The 16,780-nt window shown below is 70.9% G+C and carries 16 protein-coding genes; 5 read left to right on the top strand and 11 right to left on the bottom strand.

Translation table 11 applies throughout. The annotated features are described in order from the left end of the window. Nucleotides 1–62: 62 nt before the first annotated feature. Nucleotides 63–479: an MGMT family protein gene (locus AB0305_RS13010; RefSeq protein WP_364134618.1), complete on the bottom strand. Its 417-nt coding sequence runs from the start codon at nucleotides 477–479 to the stop codon at nucleotides 63–65. Nucleotides 480–564: 85 nt separating this feature from the next. On the opposite strand from AB0305_RS13010, the gene AB0305_RS13005 reads away from it, so the two are divergent. From AB0305_RS13005 to AB0305_RS12990, 4 genes are all read left to right on the top strand, one after another. Then, nucleotides 565–1,275, top strand: a complete 711-nt coding sequence (locus tag AB0305_RS13005; protein WP_364132957.1) for a 3'-5' exonuclease — start codon at nucleotides 565–567, stop codon at nucleotides 1,273–1,275. Between the two features lie 380 nt (nucleotides 1,276–1,655). Then, nucleotides 1,656–2,606, top strand: coding sequence for an ABC transporter substrate-binding protein (locus tag AB0305_RS13000; protein WP_290256463.1), 951 nt, complete (start codon nucleotides 1,656–1,658; stop codon nucleotides 2,604–2,606). A gap of 32 nt (nucleotides 2,607–2,638) precedes the next feature. Beyond that, nucleotides 2,639–3,403 (top strand): amino acid ABC transporter permease, encoded by a 765-nt coding sequence (locus AB0305_RS12995; protein ID WP_364132960.1) that lies wholly within the window; start codon nucleotides 2,639–2,641, stop codon nucleotides 3,401–3,403. Beyond that, nucleotides 3,400–4,137 (top strand): amino acid ABC transporter ATP-binding protein, encoded by a 738-nt coding sequence (locus tag AB0305_RS12990; protein WP_290255724.1) that lies wholly within the window; start codon nucleotides 3,400–3,402, stop codon nucleotides 4,135–4,137. The genes AB0305_RS12995 and AB0305_RS12990 overlap by 4 nt, the downstream gene beginning before the upstream one ends. Nucleotides 4,138–4,203: 66 nt before the next feature. On the opposite strand, the gene hemL is transcribed toward AB0305_RS12990, so the two are convergent. The 10 genes from hemL to hemE all read right to left on the bottom strand — a co-directional run bounded on the left by hemL (nucleotide 4,204) and on the right by hemE (nucleotide 15,248). Beyond that, complete coding sequence (hemL, locus tag AB0305_RS12985) at nucleotides 4,204–5,535, bottom strand: glutamate-1-semialdehyde 2,1-aminomutase (RefSeq protein WP_364132965.1); 1,332 nt, start codon at nucleotides 5,533–5,535, stop codon at nucleotides 4,204–4,206. A gap of 13 nt (nucleotides 5,536–5,548) precedes the next feature. After that, nucleotides 5,549–6,682, bottom strand: coding sequence for an LLM class flavin-dependent oxidoreductase (locus AB0305_RS12980; RefSeq protein WP_364132967.1), 1,134 nt, complete (start codon nucleotides 6,680–6,682; stop codon nucleotides 5,549–5,551). Next, on the bottom strand, nucleotides 6,679–7,662 hold the full coding sequence (gene hemB, locus AB0305_RS12975) for a porphobilinogen synthase (RefSeq protein ID WP_364132971.1): 984 nt from the start codon (nucleotides 7,660–7,662) through the stop codon (nucleotides 6,679–6,681). The genes AB0305_RS12980 and hemB overlap by 4 nt, the downstream gene beginning before the upstream one ends. A 10-nt stretch (nucleotides 7,663–7,672) precedes the next feature. Further along, nucleotides 7,673–8,599, bottom strand: coding sequence for a uroporphyrinogen-III synthase (locus AB0305_RS12970; protein WP_364132974.1), 927 nt, complete (start codon nucleotides 8,597–8,599; stop codon nucleotides 7,673–7,675). Between the two features lie 17 nt (nucleotides 8,600–8,616). Further along, on the bottom strand, nucleotides 8,617–9,615 hold the full coding sequence (gene hemC, locus AB0305_RS12965) for a hydroxymethylbilane synthase (protein WP_364132977.1): 999 nt from the start codon (nucleotides 9,613–9,615) through the stop codon (nucleotides 8,617–8,619). Next, nucleotides 9,612–10,811: a ferrochelatase gene (locus AB0305_RS12960; RefSeq protein ID WP_366173122.1), complete on the bottom strand. Its 1,200-nt coding sequence runs from the start codon at nucleotides 10,809–10,811 to the stop codon at nucleotides 9,612–9,614. Before AB0305_RS12960 ends, hemC begins: the two co-directional genes overlap by 4 nt. 98 nt (nucleotides 10,812–10,909) lie before the next feature. Next, nucleotides 10,910–11,611, bottom strand: coding sequence for a hydrogen peroxide-dependent heme synthase (hemQ, locus tag AB0305_RS12955; protein ID WP_364132983.1), 702 nt, complete (start codon nucleotides 11,609–11,611; stop codon nucleotides 10,910–10,912). 102 nt (nucleotides 11,612–11,713) lie between these two features. After that, nucleotides 11,714–12,385, bottom strand: a complete 672-nt coding sequence (locus AB0305_RS12950) for a hypothetical protein (protein WP_364132986.1) — start codon at nucleotides 12,383–12,385, stop codon at nucleotides 11,714–11,716. Nucleotides 12,386–12,582: 197 nt separating this feature from the next. Further along, nucleotides 12,583–14,109, bottom strand: a complete 1,527-nt coding sequence (hemG, locus tag AB0305_RS12945; RefSeq protein ID WP_364132989.1) for a protoporphyrinogen oxidase — start codon at nucleotides 14,107–14,109, stop codon at nucleotides 12,583–12,585. A gap of 5 nt (nucleotides 14,110–14,114) precedes the next feature. Next, complete coding sequence (gene hemE / locus AB0305_RS12940) at nucleotides 14,115–15,248, bottom strand: uroporphyrinogen decarboxylase (protein WP_364132992.1); 1,134 nt, start codon at nucleotides 15,246–15,248, stop codon at nucleotides 14,115–14,117. Between the two features lie 158 nt (nucleotides 15,249–15,406). Here hemE and AB0305_RS12935 point away from each other — a divergent pair, with 158 nt between their 5' ends. Next, nucleotides 15,407–16,738 (top strand): glutamyl-tRNA reductase, encoded by a 1,332-nt coding sequence (locus tag AB0305_RS12935; RefSeq protein WP_364132995.1) that lies wholly within the window; start codon nucleotides 15,407–15,409, stop codon nucleotides 16,736–16,738. Nucleotides 16,739–16,780: the final 42 nt, after the last annotated feature.

Below are 16,780 nucleotides of genomic sequence, written 5' to 3'. Positions count from 1 at the left end.
GTTGGGCACGGTGGTGCGTGAATCGTTAAGGCTGATGCCGGCGGGGCGGTGGCTGGGGCTACTCACACAAACATTTCATCATCGGGCACCGACAGTTTCCGGCTGGCGGGCTCCAGCCGCTCCGCTACGGCGTCGATCGCGGCAAATTCTTCATCGGTGGGAGCCCATCGGGCAGCCGCAAGGTCCACCCGCCACCGGCCCTCGCCGCTGCGCTGGAAGTCCAGGAAATCACCGCGCAGGGGTGTCCCCTCGGCCAGGTAGTGGCCGAGCGCGTCCCGCCCGTGGCCGGGGGGCGCCTCGCCGCTGGCCCGGATGATGCGCCACCAGGGGATCGAGCTGCCGTGGTGGCTGAGCACCGCGCCGACCTGCCGGGGGCCGCCGGAACCCAGCAACTCCGACACGTCGCCATAGGCGAGGGCGGACCCCGCAGGCACCATCGCACCGAGCTCCAGCACCGCCTCCACGTACTCCATCCGCATGCCATCAAGGGTACCGTCGCCGCCTCCGCGCCCCGGCCGCAGGTCGCTGCCCAGGACTGTCCGTGGCAGCAGGTAGCGTAATTGCATGAGCACTTGGCACACCCTCCCCCGCGCAGCATTCGACCTCGAAACCACCGGCCGGAATTCCCGCGCGGCTCGGATCGTGACGGCGTCGGTGACCCTGGTGGACGGGGACGGCGCCGTCATCAAGGAGCACGAGTGGCTCGCCGATCCCGGCGTCGAGATCCCCACCGAGGCCAGCGACATCCACGGCGTCACCACGGAGCGGGCCCGCAGCGAGGGACGCCCCGCCGCTGAGGTGGTCCGGGAACTCGCCGGGGTGCTGCAGGAACTGTTCGATGCCGGGGTTCCCGTCATCGCCTTCAACGCCAGCTACGACTTCACGGTCCTCGCGGCGGAATCCGCGCGCTACGGGGTGCCCCAGCTGCACCGTTACCCGGTCCTGGACCCGTACATCATGAACAAGCAGGTGGACCGCTACCGCAAAGGCAAGCGCACGCTGACGGCCCTCTGCGAGGAATACGGCGTGGACCTGGACAACGCCCACACCTCTGCCGCCGACGCGCTCGCCACCCTGCGGGTCCTCGATGCGATGGCCGGAAAGTTCCCGAAGCTGCGGATGCCGGCGGCCCACCTGCACCAGCTGCAGGTGGAATGGGCCACCGCCCAGGCAGCGGACTTCCAGAGCTACCTTCGGAAAACCAAGCCGGCCGCGGTGATCGAAGGTGACTGGCCCGTCCTGCCGCCCGAGGACGCAAGCCGCGGCAGTTTCTAGCCGCAACCCCGAAGCCCGGGCTGCGGCGTCACAAATCGACACGTCCGCCCCGAAAATCGGCCGGAACCCTGCTTTTCGGCGGCCCATCGGCAGAATGAGACGGACCACACACAGCTTCCACACAGCCGGGACGCGCCGCCACGCCGGACGGAATTCTGTGCATTGGACGGTGGCCGCCGCTCTCAAGCCGCACAGCCCACATGACACTCGCGTTATTCGCTCATCCCACCCCAGGGCCCCCGGAAATTCGATTTGATCCGGCCCAATGCCCCGGTGACACAATTATCTTTTGCGGTGCCGCCCTGGTGCGGCATGCCCTCCGGCGGCCGGACCTGCTGTCCCGCCGCCGCCCCAGGACTTCAGACGAAAGTGATTGCGTGATGAAAAGCAAAGCCTTGAAGTGGCTTACCGCCCTTCCGGTGGCCGTGGCCCTGTCGGTCTCCCTCGCCGCATGCGGCGGCGGGTCCGCCCAGAGCTCGGGCTCCCCGACTGATGCCCTCCAGGGCAGCGACCAGACCTCCCTGGACAAGTACACCACCAAGGACGTCCCGGCCCTGGACAAGATCGACAAGTCCAAGCTCGGCCTGATCAGCGAGGGCACCCTGCGGGTGGGCACCCTCTCCGACGCCCCGCCGAACATCTTCATCGATCCGTCCGGCAAGTTCACCGGCTACGACAACGAGCTGCTGCGGGCGATGGCCGACAAGCTGGGGCTCAAGATCGAGTTTGCCTCCACAAAGTTCCAGGCGCTTCTAAGCCAGGTGAAGAACAAGCAGTTCGACGTCGGCTCGTCCTCGATTTCCACCACGGACGCGCGCCGCGAAACGGTTGCGTTCACTAACGGTTATGACTTCGGCTACATGGCTCTTGTGACTAAAGAGGACGCCAAGGTCCAGAAATTCGCCGACCTGAAGGGCAGCCTCCGCATCGGCGTCGTCAGCGGCAGTGTGCAGGAGGACTACGTCAAGAACACCCTCAAGCTTGAGCCTGTTTCCTTCCCCGACTACAACACCGTGTTCGCCAGCCTCAAGAGTGGGCAGGTTGACGCCTGGGTGGCTCCGTCCCAGCAGGCCACCGGCCAGGTCAAGCCCGGCGACGGTACCAAGATTGCCGAGAAGAAGCTCAACACGCAGAACTTCACCGCCTACGCCGTAGCCAAGGACAACCCTGCCCTGCTCGACGCGCTTAACTCTGCCCTCGACGCCGTGGTTGCCGACGGAACCTGGTCCAAGCTGACCGCCCAGTGGTACACGGACCGTCCGACGTCCGCCGAGCAGACCCCCGAGGGGTGGAAGCCGGGCAGCAAGGCCGTCAAGGTCCCCGCGAAATAGTCACCGGCTACCAGGAGAGATAGCGACGCCATATGGATTACCTGACACGACTCGGAGAGACCTTCTTTGACTGGGGGAAGATCGCTGAGGTCTTGCCAAGCATGTTCACCGTTGGCCTGCCCAACACCTTGGTCCTTGCGATCACCTCTGGCCTGATCGGTGCGTTCCTCGGTCTGATTCTGGCTCTCATGGGAATATCCCGTAATCCCGTGGCACGGTGGGCGGCCCGGGTGTACACGGACGTTTTTCGTGGACTCCCGGCCGTCCTCACCATCCTGGTCATCGGACTTGGATTCGGACCGATTTTCCGCGAGATATCGGGTAGCAACAGCCCCTACCCCATGGGCGTTGCGGCTCTGTCGCTCATGGCCGCCGCGTACACGGGCGAAATCTTCCGCTCCGGCATTCAGAGCGTAGACAAGGGTCAGCTTGAGGCGTCACGGGCCTTGGGGTTCGGTTATGGCCCGTCCATGCGCCTAGTCGTGGTGCCGCAAGGTATCCGCCGGGTACTCCCTGCCCTGATGAACCAGTTCATCGCTCTGATCAAAGATTCCTCGTTGGTATTCACCTTGGGCTTGCTGGCAACGGAACGGGAATTGTTCCAGATCGGCCAGGACGCCGCCGCACGCAGCGGGAACCTATCCCCGTACGTGGCAGCGGCTATTTTCTACCTCGCCATGACCATTCCACTCACTCACCTGGTGAACTTTATTGATTCCCGGCTGCGTTCCGGCCGGCCGGAAAAGAAGCAACCGGACGAGGCTGCCGCCGTCGTCGGAAAGGGAGCCCAGGCATGAGCGAATTCGCGTCCGGATCACTGACGGCGAAGAACATCCACCTGTCCTTCGGGTCGAACCACGTCCTGCGCGGCATCGACCTGCACGTCGAGAAGGGCACCACGGCCTCCGTGATCGGCCCCTCCGGCTCCGGCAAGTCGACGCTGCTCCGGGTGATGAACCGGCTGATCGAACCGGACCAGGGCGACATCCTGCTCGACGGCCGGTCCGTGCTCAAGGACAACCCGGATGAGCTGCGCCGCCGCATCGGCATGGTCTTCCAGCAGTTCAACCTCTTCCCGCACAAGACCGTGGAGGAGAACGTCTCCCTGGCCCTGCGCAAGCTCCGCGGCATGTCCAAGGAGCAGGCCCGCGAGGAGGCCCTGGCACAGCTGGACCTGGTGGGCCTGAAACACAAGGCCGATTCCCGGCCCGCGAACCTCTCCGGCGGCCAGCAGCAGCGCGTGGCGATCGCCCGGGCGCTGGCCATGAAGCCCGAGGTGATGTTCTTCGACGAGGCCACCTCGGCGCTGGACCCGGAGCTGGTCAAGGGCGTCCTGGCACTCATGGCCGACCTGGCCAAGGGCGGAATGACGATGGTGGTGGTGACCCACGAGATGGGCTTCTCCCGCAATGTCTCGGACACCGTGACGTTCATGGACGCCGGCAAGGTGGTGGAGTCCGGCGCCCCGGAGCAGCTCTTCACCGACCCGCGGACCGAACGGCTCCGCGGCTTCCTGGCGGACGTCCTCTAGGCAGCACCTCCTTAAACGACTGAAGGCACCCGCCGCGGCGGGTGCCTTCAGTCGTTTAAGCGCCGGTCAGGCGGTGGCGGCCGCGGCGGCCTTCGCGGCGGCCGGAAGCGCGTCGAAGATCCGGTTCATGGCGGCGTCGTCGTGCGCGGCGGAGAGGAACCAGGCCTCGAAGACGGACGGCGGCAGGTACACCCCGGAGTCCAGCATGGAGTGGAAGAACGGCGCGTACCGGAAGACCTCCTGGCCCTGGGCGTCGTCGTAGTTGTGGACGCCGCGAGCGGAGGTTCCGAAGGCCACGGAGAACAGGTTCCCCGCCCGCTGGATGGAGTGGTCGACGCCGGCGGCGTCCAGCGCCTCCGACAGGGCGCCGGAGAGTTCCAGGGAGCGGGCGTCGACGAAGTCGTAGACCTCCGCGGTTGCGTGCGTGAGGGTCGCGACGCCGGCGGCCATGGCCACCGGGTTACCGGAGAGCGTGCCGGCCTGGTAGACCGGGCCCACGGGGGCGAGGTAGTCCATCACGTCGGCGCGGCCGCCCAGGGCCGCCGTCGGCATCCCGCCGCCGATCACCTTGCCGAAGGTCAGCAGGTCAGGAGCCCACGGTTCGGCCGCGTCGGCCGCGCCGCCGGTGAGGCCCCAGTAGCCGGCGTAGCCGGTGCGGAAGCCGGTGAGGACCTCGTCCAGGATCAGCAGCGCGCCGTGCTCCCGGGTGATCCGGGACAGGCCCGCGTTGAACCCCTCACCCGGGGTCACCACGCCCATGTTCGCGGGTGCGGCCTCCGTGATGACGGCTGCGATGTTGGGCCCGTGCGCGGCGAAGGCGGCTTCGACGGCGGCGAGGTCGTTGTAGGGCAGCACGAGGGTTTCCGCGGCGGTCGCGGCGGTGACGCCAGCGGAGCCCGGCAGGGCGAGGGTGGCCAGGCCGGAGCCGGCGGCGGCGAGCAGGCCGTCGAGGTGGCCGTGGTAGCAGCCGGCGAACTTGATGACCAGGTTGCGGCCGGTGTAGCCGCGGGCCAGCCGGATGGCGGTCATGGTGGCCTCGGTGCCGGTGGAGACCATCCGGACCCGTTCCGCGGCGGGGACGCGTTCGCGGACCAGCGCGGCGAGGTTGGCCTCGTCCGGGGTGGAGGCGCCGAAGGAGAGGCCCCGGTCGACGGCCTCGTGGACGGCGGTGAGCACGGCCGGGTGGGCGTGGCCCAGCAGCGCCGGACCCCACGAGCAGACCAGGTCGACGTACTGGTCGCCGTCGGCGTCGGTCAGGTAGGCGCCCTGGGCGGAGACCATGAACCGCGGCGTGCCGCCCACCGAGCCGAAGGCCCGGACCGGGGAGTTCACGCCGCCGGGCATCAGCCCGCGGGCTCGGTCGAACAGTTCCTCATTGCGGTGGTGGCTGGAAGTCATGAATCCTATTCTTTCAGTTCCGGGAGCCGGAGGTCCGGCTGCCCGTCTCGGTCTCCCCGGCCAGCAGGGCGGCGACGCGCGGAGCCACGTCGGTGCCGAACAGCTCGATGGAGCGCATCATGGCGGCGTGCGGCAGGGTGCCGTTGCTGTATTTGAGGTCGAAGCGGTCCGCGCCCAGGTTCCGCTTGAGCAGGGCGATCTTCGCGGCCACCGTCTCCGGTGACCCCACATAGAGCGCCCCCTCGGGGCTGCAGAGCTGCTCGAACTCGGCCCGGCCGCCCGGACCCCAGCCGCGTTCGGAACCCAGCTGGTTCCGCTGCGCCAGCCAGTGCGGGAAGAACTCCTCCCGCGCCTCCTCGTCGGTGGCGGCGATGTGACCGGGCGAGTGGGTGGCGACCTGCTGCAGGGGGTGGCCGTACTTTTCCATCGCCTCCCGGTACAGCCCCGCCAGCGGCCCGAAGGCCCGGGGCGCCCCGCCGATGATGGCGAAGATGATCGGGTAGCCGTATTCCGCGCAGCGAAGGACCGACTCGGGGGTACCGCCGACGCCGATCCAGGCCGGCAGCAGGTGGTGCTCCAGCGGCGGGTAGACGCTCAGCCCGTTGATGGGCGCCCGCGTGCGGCCCTCCCACTTGATGGGTTTCTGCGCCCGGACCTTGTCGAAGAGTTCGAGCTTTTCCTCGAACAGGACCTCGTAGTCGGCCAGGTCCAGGCCGAAGAGCGGGAAAGACTCAATGAATGAGCCGCGGCCCAGCATGACCTCGGCGCGGCCGTTGGCGATCGCGTCCACGGTGGCGAAGCGCTGGAACACCCGGATGGGGTCATCGGAGCTGAGCACGGTGACGGCGGAGCCGAGCCGGATCCGCTTGGTGCGGGCGGCCGCGGCGGCGAGGAAGACCTCGGGCGCCGAGACGGCGAAGTCGCGGCGGTGGTGCTCCCCCACGCCGAAGGCGTGCAGCCCCACCTCTTCGGCGAGTTCCGCCTGTTCCAGCAGCTGGCGCAGCACCTGGGCGTGCGGGACCGGCTGGCCGTCCGGGAAGACACCGACGTCGCCGAAGGTGTTCAGGCCCAGCAGGATGGTCTCCGGGCCTACCGGCGCGGTGGGGTTCGCGGCGGACGCGGGATCCGGCTGCACGGCGTGGTTCACCGGGTCTCCTTCAGCCAGCCGGCGAGCTCGGTGGCCCAGTAGGTCAGGACCATGTTGGCGCCGGCCCGCTTGATGCCGAGCACGGACTCGGTGATGGCGGCGCGGCGGTCGATCCAGCCGTTCGCAGCGGCGGCCTCGATCATCGAGTACTCGCCGGAGATCTGGTAGGCGGCCACCGGCACGGGGCTCATGGCGGCGACGTCGGCGAGGATGTCGAGGTAGCTCATGGCGGGCTTGACCATCACCATGTCGGCGCCCTCCTCGAGGTCCAGTTCCACCTCCAGGATGGCCTCGCGCCGGTTGGCGGCGTCCATCTGGTAGGTGCGGCGGTCGCCGGTGAGCTGGGAGTCCACGGCCTCGCGGAACGGGCCGTAGAACGCGGAGGCGTACTTGGCGGCGTAGGCCACGACCGCGGTGTTGGCGTGGCCGGCCTGTTCCAGTGCCTGGCGGATGACGGCGATCTGGCCGTCCATCATGCCGGAGGGTCCGAGCACGTGGGCGCCGGCCTCGGCCTGGGCCACCGCCATCTGTCCGTAGATCTCCAGGGTGGCGTCGTTGTCGACGTAGCCCTTGCCGTCCAGGACACCGCAGTGGCCGTGGTCGGTGAATTCGTCGAGGCAGACGTCGCTCATCACCACCAGCTCGTCGCCCACCTCGGCCCGGACGTCGCGGATGGCCTTATTCAGCACGCCCTCGGGGTCCAGGGAGGCGGTGCCCCGGGCGTCCCGCTCGGCGGGGATACCGAAGAGCATGATGCCGCCCACGCCCAGCTCCACGGCTTCGGCGGCGGCGCGCTTGAGCGAATCGGTGGTGTGCTGCTGCACCCCGGGCATCGACGCGATCGGGTTGGGCTCGGTGAGGCCCTCGCGGATGAAGGCGGGAAGGATCAGTTCGGCCGCGTTGAGCCGGTGTTCTGCCGTCAGGCGGCGCATCGCGGGGGTGGTGCGGAGCCGGCGGGGGCGGTGGGTCGGGAAGCTCATGGCTGGTCCTTCACTGTGGTGGGCGGTCGGGGGAAGTGTGCGGGTGGTTCGGAATCAGGGCGTAAACTACGGCGGCCACCAGCCCGGAGGCGGTGGGTTCCTCGGCGACGGCGGCGACCTCCAGGCCGAGCGCCGCGGCCTGGGCCGCCGTCGAGCGGCCGATCGCCACGAGCCGGCACTCCCCCAGCGGGGTGAGTCCGGAGTGGATCCGCCGGGCGGCGCTCGGGGAGGCGGCGACGACGGCGTGCAGGGTGCCGGCGTCCACCGCGTCCCGGGCCTGGGCCGGGGTCAGGACGGGGGCACCATGGCCGGGTTCCCGGGCGGAGGGTCCATCTGTGGCGGCGGTGGTGGCGATGCGCCGGCGCGGGTCGGCCGGGTAGTCCACCGTGCGGTAGGCCGTGACCGCCTGGACGGCGGCGCCCCGGGCGGCGAGGCCGCGGCGCAGGGCCGGGTCGGCGATGTCGGCTTGAGGCAGGAAGACGCTGCCGGCCCGGTCGGGCCAGATGTCCAGCAGCCCGGCTCCTGACTGTTGCCCTGTCGGGGACAGGTCGACGGGGATGTCCAGTGCTTCGAGGACGCGGCGGGTTGCCGGGCCGATCGCGGCGATCTGCAGGCTGCCGGGAAGCCAGGCGTTGAGCGCGGAGCCACGCTCGGCGGCCAGTTCCTGGAGGACCTGGACGGTGGTGACGCTGCTGACCACCAGCCAGGTGTAGGCGCCGGCGCCGAGGGCGTCGAAGGCCACGCCCAGGGAGTGCTGGTCGGCGGCCTGTTCGAAGTCGATCAGCGGCAGCAGCAGCGGTTCGGCGCCGGTGGCGCGCAGCGCGGAGACCAGCGCCCCGGCCCGGTCCGGGCTCCGGGTCACCAGCACGCGGGCGCCATCCAGCGGCCGCGGCACGGCGGTGCCGTCCGCCCCGGAAGTGGCGCTGCGGCGTCCCATCAGGCTGGTGGTCCTCCTCAGGAAGCGGTCAGGTCGGCGATGTCCGCCGCGCCGGCCGCGAGCAGTGCCTCGGCGAGCTCGATGCCGAGCAGGGTTGCGCCCACCTCGGTCAGCCCGTCGGTGGCCTTCTTGTCCCGGACGCTGGCGGTACCGTCGACGGCGCAGACCACGGCGTCCAGGTGCAGCATGCTGCCCTTGCGGTAGGCGTAGGCGCCCACCGGGGCGGCGCAACCGGCCTCGAGCCGGGCCAGCAAAGCCCGTTCGGCGGTGACGGCCAGGCGCGTGTCCGGGTCATCCAGCGCCGCGAGGGCCTGGGCGAGGACGCCCTGGGAGCCCTCGGTGGACCCGGCCTTGCGCGGGGCGTCGGCGGTGCGGCATTCGATGGCCAGCGAGCCCTGCCCGGCGGCGGGGAGCATCACGTCGGGGTCGAGGTATTCGCTGACCGCGTCAAGCCGGCCGATGCGGTGCAGTCCGGCGGCGGCCAGCACGACGGCGTCGAGGTCGCCGGACTTGCCCGGCACCACGGCGTCGGTGGCGTTACCCGGCAGCCCGGGCACGCGGCCCAAGCGGGTGTCCACGTTGCCGCGGATATCGCGGATGTCCAGGTCCGGGCGCGCTGCGCGGAGCTGGGCCGCACGCCGCGGTGAGCCGGTGCCCACCGTGGCGCCCGCCGGCAGCTGGGCGAGCGTGAGTCCGTCCCGGGCGCAGAGCACGTCGCGGACGTCCACGCGCTTCGGGGTCGCGGCCAGGCTCAGGCCGAGGGCCGGGCCGACGGGCAGGTCCTTGAGCGAGTGCACGGCCACATCGCAGGCGTCCTGGAGCAGGGCGTCGCGGAGGGCGGCAACGAAGACGCCGGTGCCGCCCATCTGGGATAGCGGGCCGGTGAGGACGTCACCGTCGGTACGTATGTGCACCAGCTCCACGGGGAACCCGCCGACGGCCGCCAGCTGGTCCGCGGTCTGCTGGGTCTGGGTGAGGGCAAGCTTGCTGGCCCTCGTGCCGATCCGGACGGTCACGGCGCGGGGTGCCCGGTCACTTTGGCAGCCGCGGCGGCGTCCGGGTAGGGATCGTGGCCCGTGCCGACGGTGGTGTCGGCACCGGAGATGGTCGGCTTCTCACCGCGGAAGTTGGCGCAGCAGCCGGGGCGGCAGACGTCGTACCATGGGCCGAGCTTGGTCAGGTGCGGACGCTCGGTGATGGTGTTGGAGCTGGTCCGTTCCGAGATCAGGTCCACGATGCCGGCGACGAACTTGCGGTGCGTGCCCGGGGTGGGGACGCGGGTGGCGGCGACGCCGAGCTTTTCGCAGGTCTCGAGGGCCTCGGTGTCCAGGTCCCAGACGACTTCCATGTGGTCGCTGACGAAGCCGAGCGGCACGATCACGACGCCCTTGACGCCCTGGCTGGCCAGGTCCTCGATGGCGTCGTTGATATCCGGTTCCAGCCACGGCACGTGCGGGGCGCCGGAGCGGGACTGGTAGACGAGGGACCACGGGGCGGTGTCACCGGTCTGGGCTTCGACGCGGCGGATGACCTCGCCGCCGGTGGCGAGGTGCTGCGCGGCGTAGGCGGAGTCCTGTTCGAACCGGCGCGGTTCGCCCTCGGAGCGGCCGGACGCCTCGGCGTCGCGGGTGGGGATGGAGTGGGTGGCGAAGAGGATGTGCACCGGGGCGTCCGGAGTTCCGGCGGAGGCCAGCTGGGCGCGGACCTCGGCCAGGCCGGCGGCGGTGCCCTCGACGAACGGTTCGACGAAGCCGGGGTGGTCAAAGTACTGGCGGACCTTGTCCACCTCGAGCTTGCCGTCCAGGCCGGTCTCGGTCAGGGCCATGCCGATGTCCTCGCGGTACTGGCGGCAGCTGGAGTAGCAGGAGTAGGCGCTGGTGGTGATCATCAGGACCTTGCGGTGCCCGGCGTCGTAGATTTCCTGCAGGGTCTGCGGGATGTAGGGGTCCCAGTTGCGGTTGCCCCAGAACACCGGCAGTTCGATGCCGCGCTTGGCCAGCTCGGTCTCCATGGCGGCCTTGAGCTCGCGGTTCTGGGCGTTGATGGGGCTGATGCCGCCGTTGGCGCGGTAGTGGTGGGAGACCTCTTCGAGGCGCTCGTCCGGGATGCCGCGGCCGCGGGTGACGTTGCGCAGGAAGGGGATGACGTCTTCCTGACCCTCGGGGCCGCCGAAGGAGGCGAGGAGCACTGCGTCGTAGTCCTTGGGGGCCATGCGGCCCGCCTCGGTGACGGGGTTGACGGAGGTCAGGTCGGTCTCAGCGGTCACGTTGCTCTCCAGCGTCATTGCGGTTTCCTTGGGGTCGAGCGGGCTCATGCGAGGACTTCCGCGACCTCGGCGGCGCTGACGCGGCGCCCGGTGTAGAACGGGACTTCCTCGCGGACGTGGTGGCGGGCCTCGGTGGCGCGCAGGTGGCGCATCAGGTCCACGAGGTCCACCAGTTCCGGGGCTTCCAGGCCGAGAATCCATTCCCAGTCGCCGAGGGCGAAGGAGGACACGGTGTTGGAGATGACCTGGGGGAAGTCGCGGCCCAGGAGGCCGTGGTCGCGGAGCATGGCGCCGCGCTCGGCCTCGGGCAGCAGGTACCACTCGTAGGAGCGGACGAAGGGGTAGACGCAGAGCCACTCGGCCGGTTCCACGTTCCGGGAGAAGGCCGGGGTGTGGTTCTTGGCGAATTCTGCCTCGCGGTGGACGCCCATGGCGGACCAGGCGATCCCGGTGCCGGCGAAGAGCTTGCTGCGGCGGATGTCGCGGATCGCGCGCTGCAGCGCCTCCGGCTGCGGGCCGTGCAGCCAGACCATGATGTCCGCGTCAGCGCGCATGGCGGAGACGTCGTAGCTGCCGCGGTGGATCACGCCGTCCTCGGCAAGCCGGCCGAGGAGTGCCTCGAAGTCCTCGGCCGCATCGCCGCTGCGGAGGACATCGGAGGAGCGCTTGAAGACGGTCCAGAGCGTAAAGAACTGCTCGGCTGATTCTTCGGTTTTGGTGACAGATTCGGCAGAAGTGTGGCTCATATGTACCAGTCTGCCCCCTCCCCGAGACGAAGTCGAAACAGGGAACTTCTACAAGCGGTAGAAGTGATGAATGTCACACAAGCGGCCTCGGAGCCGGGCGTGTCAGGCCCGGCGCATCCGGAGGTAGACGGCGCCGGCGCCGAGGGAGACGGCCACCAGGCAGATGCCCCAGCCCACCAGCGCGGAGCCGCCGAAGGGCTGCACGTCGGAGGCGGCCTGCATGCTGTCGCCGGACCGGGCGCCCGCGGCCGGGGCGGCCTTCGCGGCTGCCCGGGTGCTGGCCGACGTCGGGCTGCCCGCGGGCGTGGGCGTCCCGGCGGCCCCGGGGGCCGCGGTCGCCGTGGCGGCGCCCGGAGTGGCGGGGGCTTCGGTGGGAGCCGGCGCCGGTGCGATGCCTGCCCCGGCCGCCGGGGCAGCGGGAACGGCGGGGGCCGGGACAACCGGCGCCACGGTTCCGGGCGCGGCGGGAGCCGTGGTTCCGGGTGTGGCAGGGGCCGGGGTTCCGGGGGTGGCGGGAGCGGGTGCCGACGGTGAGGAGGGCTGGCTGGGGGTGCCGCCGGGCGAGGGCGAAGAGGACGATGGCGGGGCGGTGCTCCGGGTAGGGGTGGGGCTGGACCCGTCGTCGGAGGTGGGCGACGGTGACGGGGTCCACGAGCCGCTCAGTCCGTCGATGAGGCCGCCGAGGCCCACGGAGACGGACGCGGTGGGGGCATCGGGGCTGGGTGTGGGCGTTGCAGCCTGGGTGGCGGGGACTCCCGCCGTAAGGACCAGCACCGCTCCGAGCGCCGCTGCTGCCGTGCCGCGCCGGAGTCCCCCATGGCCGGCCGGCGAACTAAAATCTTCGGACCTGTGCGTAACCATGGTCATCGACTGTAGCGGCCCGTCAGGGGGCGGGGAAAATTTGCCGAACCGTTATTTTGCCGCTAGCGGAGGCAGGTCCGGATCCCTCACAGGAGGCCGCGGGACCACGTTCAGGGTGCGGAATCCCGGGCGACGGCGGGCAGCAGCGGGGCAATCTGGCGGGGGGTGTCCGCGACGATCGCGGCGAGGCCGTTGCCGGCGACCCAGCCGCCGACGACGGCGAGGTCCCCCTCCGCGGCGCAGAGTTCCCGGACCCGGGCCACGCGCTGTTTGTGTCCCAGGGACGCGAACGGCAGGGCACCCGCCCAGCGCACCACATCCCACCCGGCGAGGTCGTCGCGGGAGAGTCCCACGCCCAGCAGCGTGGAGGCGTCCCGGAGGGCCGCGGCCAGCAGGTCCGCCTCGGCGTCGGGTTCAGGTGTTGCTCCCGCGGGTGCGCTCCCCGGGGCACCCGTCGTGGCGCCCCGGCCGTAGGAGAGTCGGAGGACGTGGCGGCCCGGGGCGGTGGATTCGTCCAGCCAGGCCCACTTGGCGGTGGCGTGGGTGAGGGCCTTGGCCTGGATGCCGGGGCTTTGCGGGGCCACCAGCACGCCCGTGCCGCGCGGGGCGGTATCCAGCTCGGACCGGTCCAGCACCAGGGTGACCAGCTTGACGTCCGGGCCGGCCTCGGGACGCAGGGCGGTGATTTCGGGGAGGACACCGGAAAGGAGGCCGACGGCGGCCGGGCCCTCGACGGCGACGACCAGCCTCCCGGCCTCGTACTCCTCTCCCCCTGCGGTGACCTGCCAGCCGGTGGGGGTCCGCCGGACCCCGGCGGCAGGGGTCCCGGCGCGAAGCGTGACGCCCAGGTCCGTGAGCTCGGCCAGCAGCGCCGTGACCAGCGTGTGCATGCCGCCGCGGAGGCCGGCGACGGCGGAGCCCGCCTTCTGCAGGGCGGCGCTCCCCTGCGAGGCAGTACTCTCCTGCGGACCCGCAGGGGTGGCGGTGGTGGAGGCCCGGCGCTGGGCCTTGACCGCAGCGGCGAGGGAGCCGTGGGCGCGCAGGCTGGCGCGCAGGCCGGGGGCCACCATGTCCACGTCGAGCAATGCCGGGTCCGCAGAGTGCACGCCGCCCACCACCGGCGAGACCAGCCGGTCCAGGACGCGCCGGCCCATCCGGGCGCGGACCAGGGCCGCGACGCTGGTGGCGGCACCCCCGGTTCCCACGGAGGCCGGCAGAAGCGTGTCGACCCAGGCGCGGAGGGAGCCGGCCAGGCCCAGGGTGCGGCGGACTTCGGGGTCCCAGGGGTTCGCGGGGATGCCCAGCACGCCGGTCCTGGGCAGTTCGCGCGGGCCTTCGGGCAGTTGCACCCAGGCCCCGCCCGGGTTCGGGGCGACGATCTGCGGCCCCAGGCCCAGTTCACGGGCCAGCGCGGCCACAGCGTTGGAGCGGGTGGCGAAGGATTCGGCGCCGCTGTCCAGGGTCAGGCCGGCGACCACGTGGCTGCCGACGCAGCCGCCCCAGGTTCCGGTGGCCTCCAGCACCGTGGTGCGGACGCCGGCCCCGGCCAGTTGGCGGGCGGCCAGGAGTCCGGAAATGCCGCCGCCCACCACAACCGCGGTGGGGGCGGGGGTGGCGGACTTGTCGTCGGGGGCCACGGGGCTCACTCGGGGGCGATGGAGTGGATGAGTTGCACCACGCGGGTCAGGACGTCCGGGTCGGTTTCCGGCGGGACGCCGTGGCCCAGGTTGAGCACGTGGCCGGGGGCGGCGGCACCCGCGGCGATGACCTCGCGGACATGGGCCTCGAGCACCTCCCACGGGGCGGCCAGCAGGGCCGGGTCGATGTTGCCCTGCAACGGCACGGTGCCGCCCAGGCGGCGGTTCGCCTCGTCGAGGGGCAGGCGGTAGTCGACGCCGACGACGTCGACGCCCACGTCGCGCATGGCGACCAGCAGTTCCGAGGTTCCGGTGCCGAAGTGGATCAGCGGGGCGCCCAGGTGGCGGACGTGGTCCAGGGCCCGGGCCGAGGCGGGGGCCACGAAGCGGGTGTAGTCGTTCAGGCCGAGGGAGCCGGCCCAGGAGTCGAAGAGCTGGGCGGCGGAGGCGCCGGCCTCGAGCTGGGCGCGCAGGAACATGCCGGAGGCGTCGGCGGCCCAGTTGGCCAGCGCGGTCCAGGTCTCCGGGTCGGCGTGCATCATGGTGCGCGGGCCCAGGTGGTCGCGGGAGGGACGGCCCTCCACCATGTAGGCGGCCAGCGTGAAGGGGGCCCCGGCGAAGCCGATCAGCGGGGTGGTGCCGAGCTCGGCGACGGTCAGCCGGACGGCCTCGCGGATCGGTTCCAGCGCCTCCCAGGTCAGGGTGGGCAGGGCCGCGACGTCGGCGGCGGTGCGGACCGGGGTGTCCAGGACGGGTCCGACGCCGGGGACAATGTCGACGCCGACGCCGGCCAGCTTGAGCGGGATGACGATGTCGGAGAAGAAGATCGCCGCGTCCACGTCGTGCCGGCGGACCGGCTGCAGGGTGATTTCGGAGGCCAGCTCGGGGCGCAGGCAGGAATCCAGCATGGCCACGCCCTCGCGGACCTTCAGGTATTCGGGCAGCGAGCGGCCGGCCTGGCGCATGAACCAGACGGGACGGCGGGAGGGCGTGCCGCCGCGGTAGGCGGTGATCAGCGGCGACCCGGAGGTGCGGCTGTCCATCAGGGGGTGGCCGGCGTCGAGCCCGCCCTGGGCGCCGGGGGTGCCGTCCGTTCCGTCCAGTGTCGAGTCGTGGGGTGCCGCCGCGCGTGAAGTCATGCCTCTGATTCTGCCCAAAACCGGCCCCAAAAGATAACGACAGGCTGTCAAACGGCGGCCGCGGGCGGCGGATGTGCTGCGGCTCACAGCCGGGAGTGCCCAGTCCCACGTCCGGAAACTCTTCTACCGGAGCACGAAAAAGCTATGATGGTCGTGCTGTGGTTCTTTTCTCATTGGTGGCTACACACGCCGACATCGATCTCGAGACCGTTGCTCAGTTGAGCACCGGTGCCTCCGGCCTTGCCACTTCAGCCCTCGCAGAATCCCCTGCCGTCGCCGGCGCCGTCGTACTCTCCACCTGCAACCGATTCGAGATCTACGGCGAGGCACCGAACCCCGACGACGTCGAGGCGGCCCGCGCCGCCCTGATCTCCCGGATCAGCGACGCCAGCGGCCTGAACAAGCAGCTGGTGTCCCGCGCCTTCAACACCCGTACCGGCGCGGACGTCAGCCGGCACCTCTTCGCCGTCAGCTCCGGGTTGGATTCCGCCGTCGTCGGCGAACGCGAGATCGCCGGCCAGGTGCGCCGCGCCTTGATCTCCGCCCAGCACGAGGGAACCGCCAGCTCCGGCCTGGTCCGGCTCTTCCAGGCCGCCTCGAAGACCGCCAAGGACGTCGGCGCGCAGACCGCCCTCGGCTCCCGCGGCCTCTCGATCGTCTCCGTCGCCCTCGACCTGGCCACCGACCTCTCCGAGAGCAACGACTGGGCCGGCAAGAAGGTCGTGGTCTTCGGCACCGGCGCCTACGCCGGCGCCACCATGTCCCTGCTGCGGGAACGCGGCTGCACCGACATCTCCGTCTTCTCCTCCTCCGGCCGCGCCGCCGGATTCGTCGCCACCCGCGGCGGGACCGCCCTGGACAGCGACTCGCTGCCGGGCGCCGTCGCCGCAGCGGACATCATGATCGGCTGCAGCGGCTCGGACAGCCGGGTCGAGGCGGACGAGCTCGCCCGCATCCGCTCGGCCTCGCCGCAGCCGCTGATCGCCATCGACCTGGCGCTCACCCACGACTTCGACCCCGCCGTGGCCGAGCTCGACGGCGTCGAACTCCTCACCCTCGAATCGGTCCGCCTCGCCGCGCCGCAGGAGCAGGCCGAGTCCCTGACCCAGGCCAGCGGCATCGTGGCCGGCGCCGCCACCGCCTTCGAGCAGGAGCGGGAGGCGCGGTCCGTGGACTCCGCCATCGTGGCCCTTCGCCGGCACACCATGGACGTCCTTGACGCCGAGATGGAGAAGGTCCGCGCCCGTCACGGCTGCACCGCCGCCGCCGAGGAGGTCGAGTTCGCCCTCCGCCGCATGGTCAAGCAGCTGCTGCACGTCCCGACGGTCCGCGCCCGTGAGCTGGCGGCCAACGGCCAGCAGGCCGACTACGTCGCAGGCCTCGAGGCCGTCTACGGCATCACCGTCGAACAGCCCGCCCAGCCTGCCGCCGGCAAGGCACCGCGGGCCGCGGAGGCCGGCTGCCCGGTCGACCACAGCGAATCTGCCTGACGAACTCCCTGCTTGGCGTTTGTCCCCCTGACCGGCCCCCGG

The sequence above is a fragment of the Arthrobacter sp. NPDC080086 genome (genome assembly GCF_040702285.1).
Note: the sequence above shows the minus strand (reverse complement) of the source record. Positions and strands in the feature narration are given on the sequence as shown.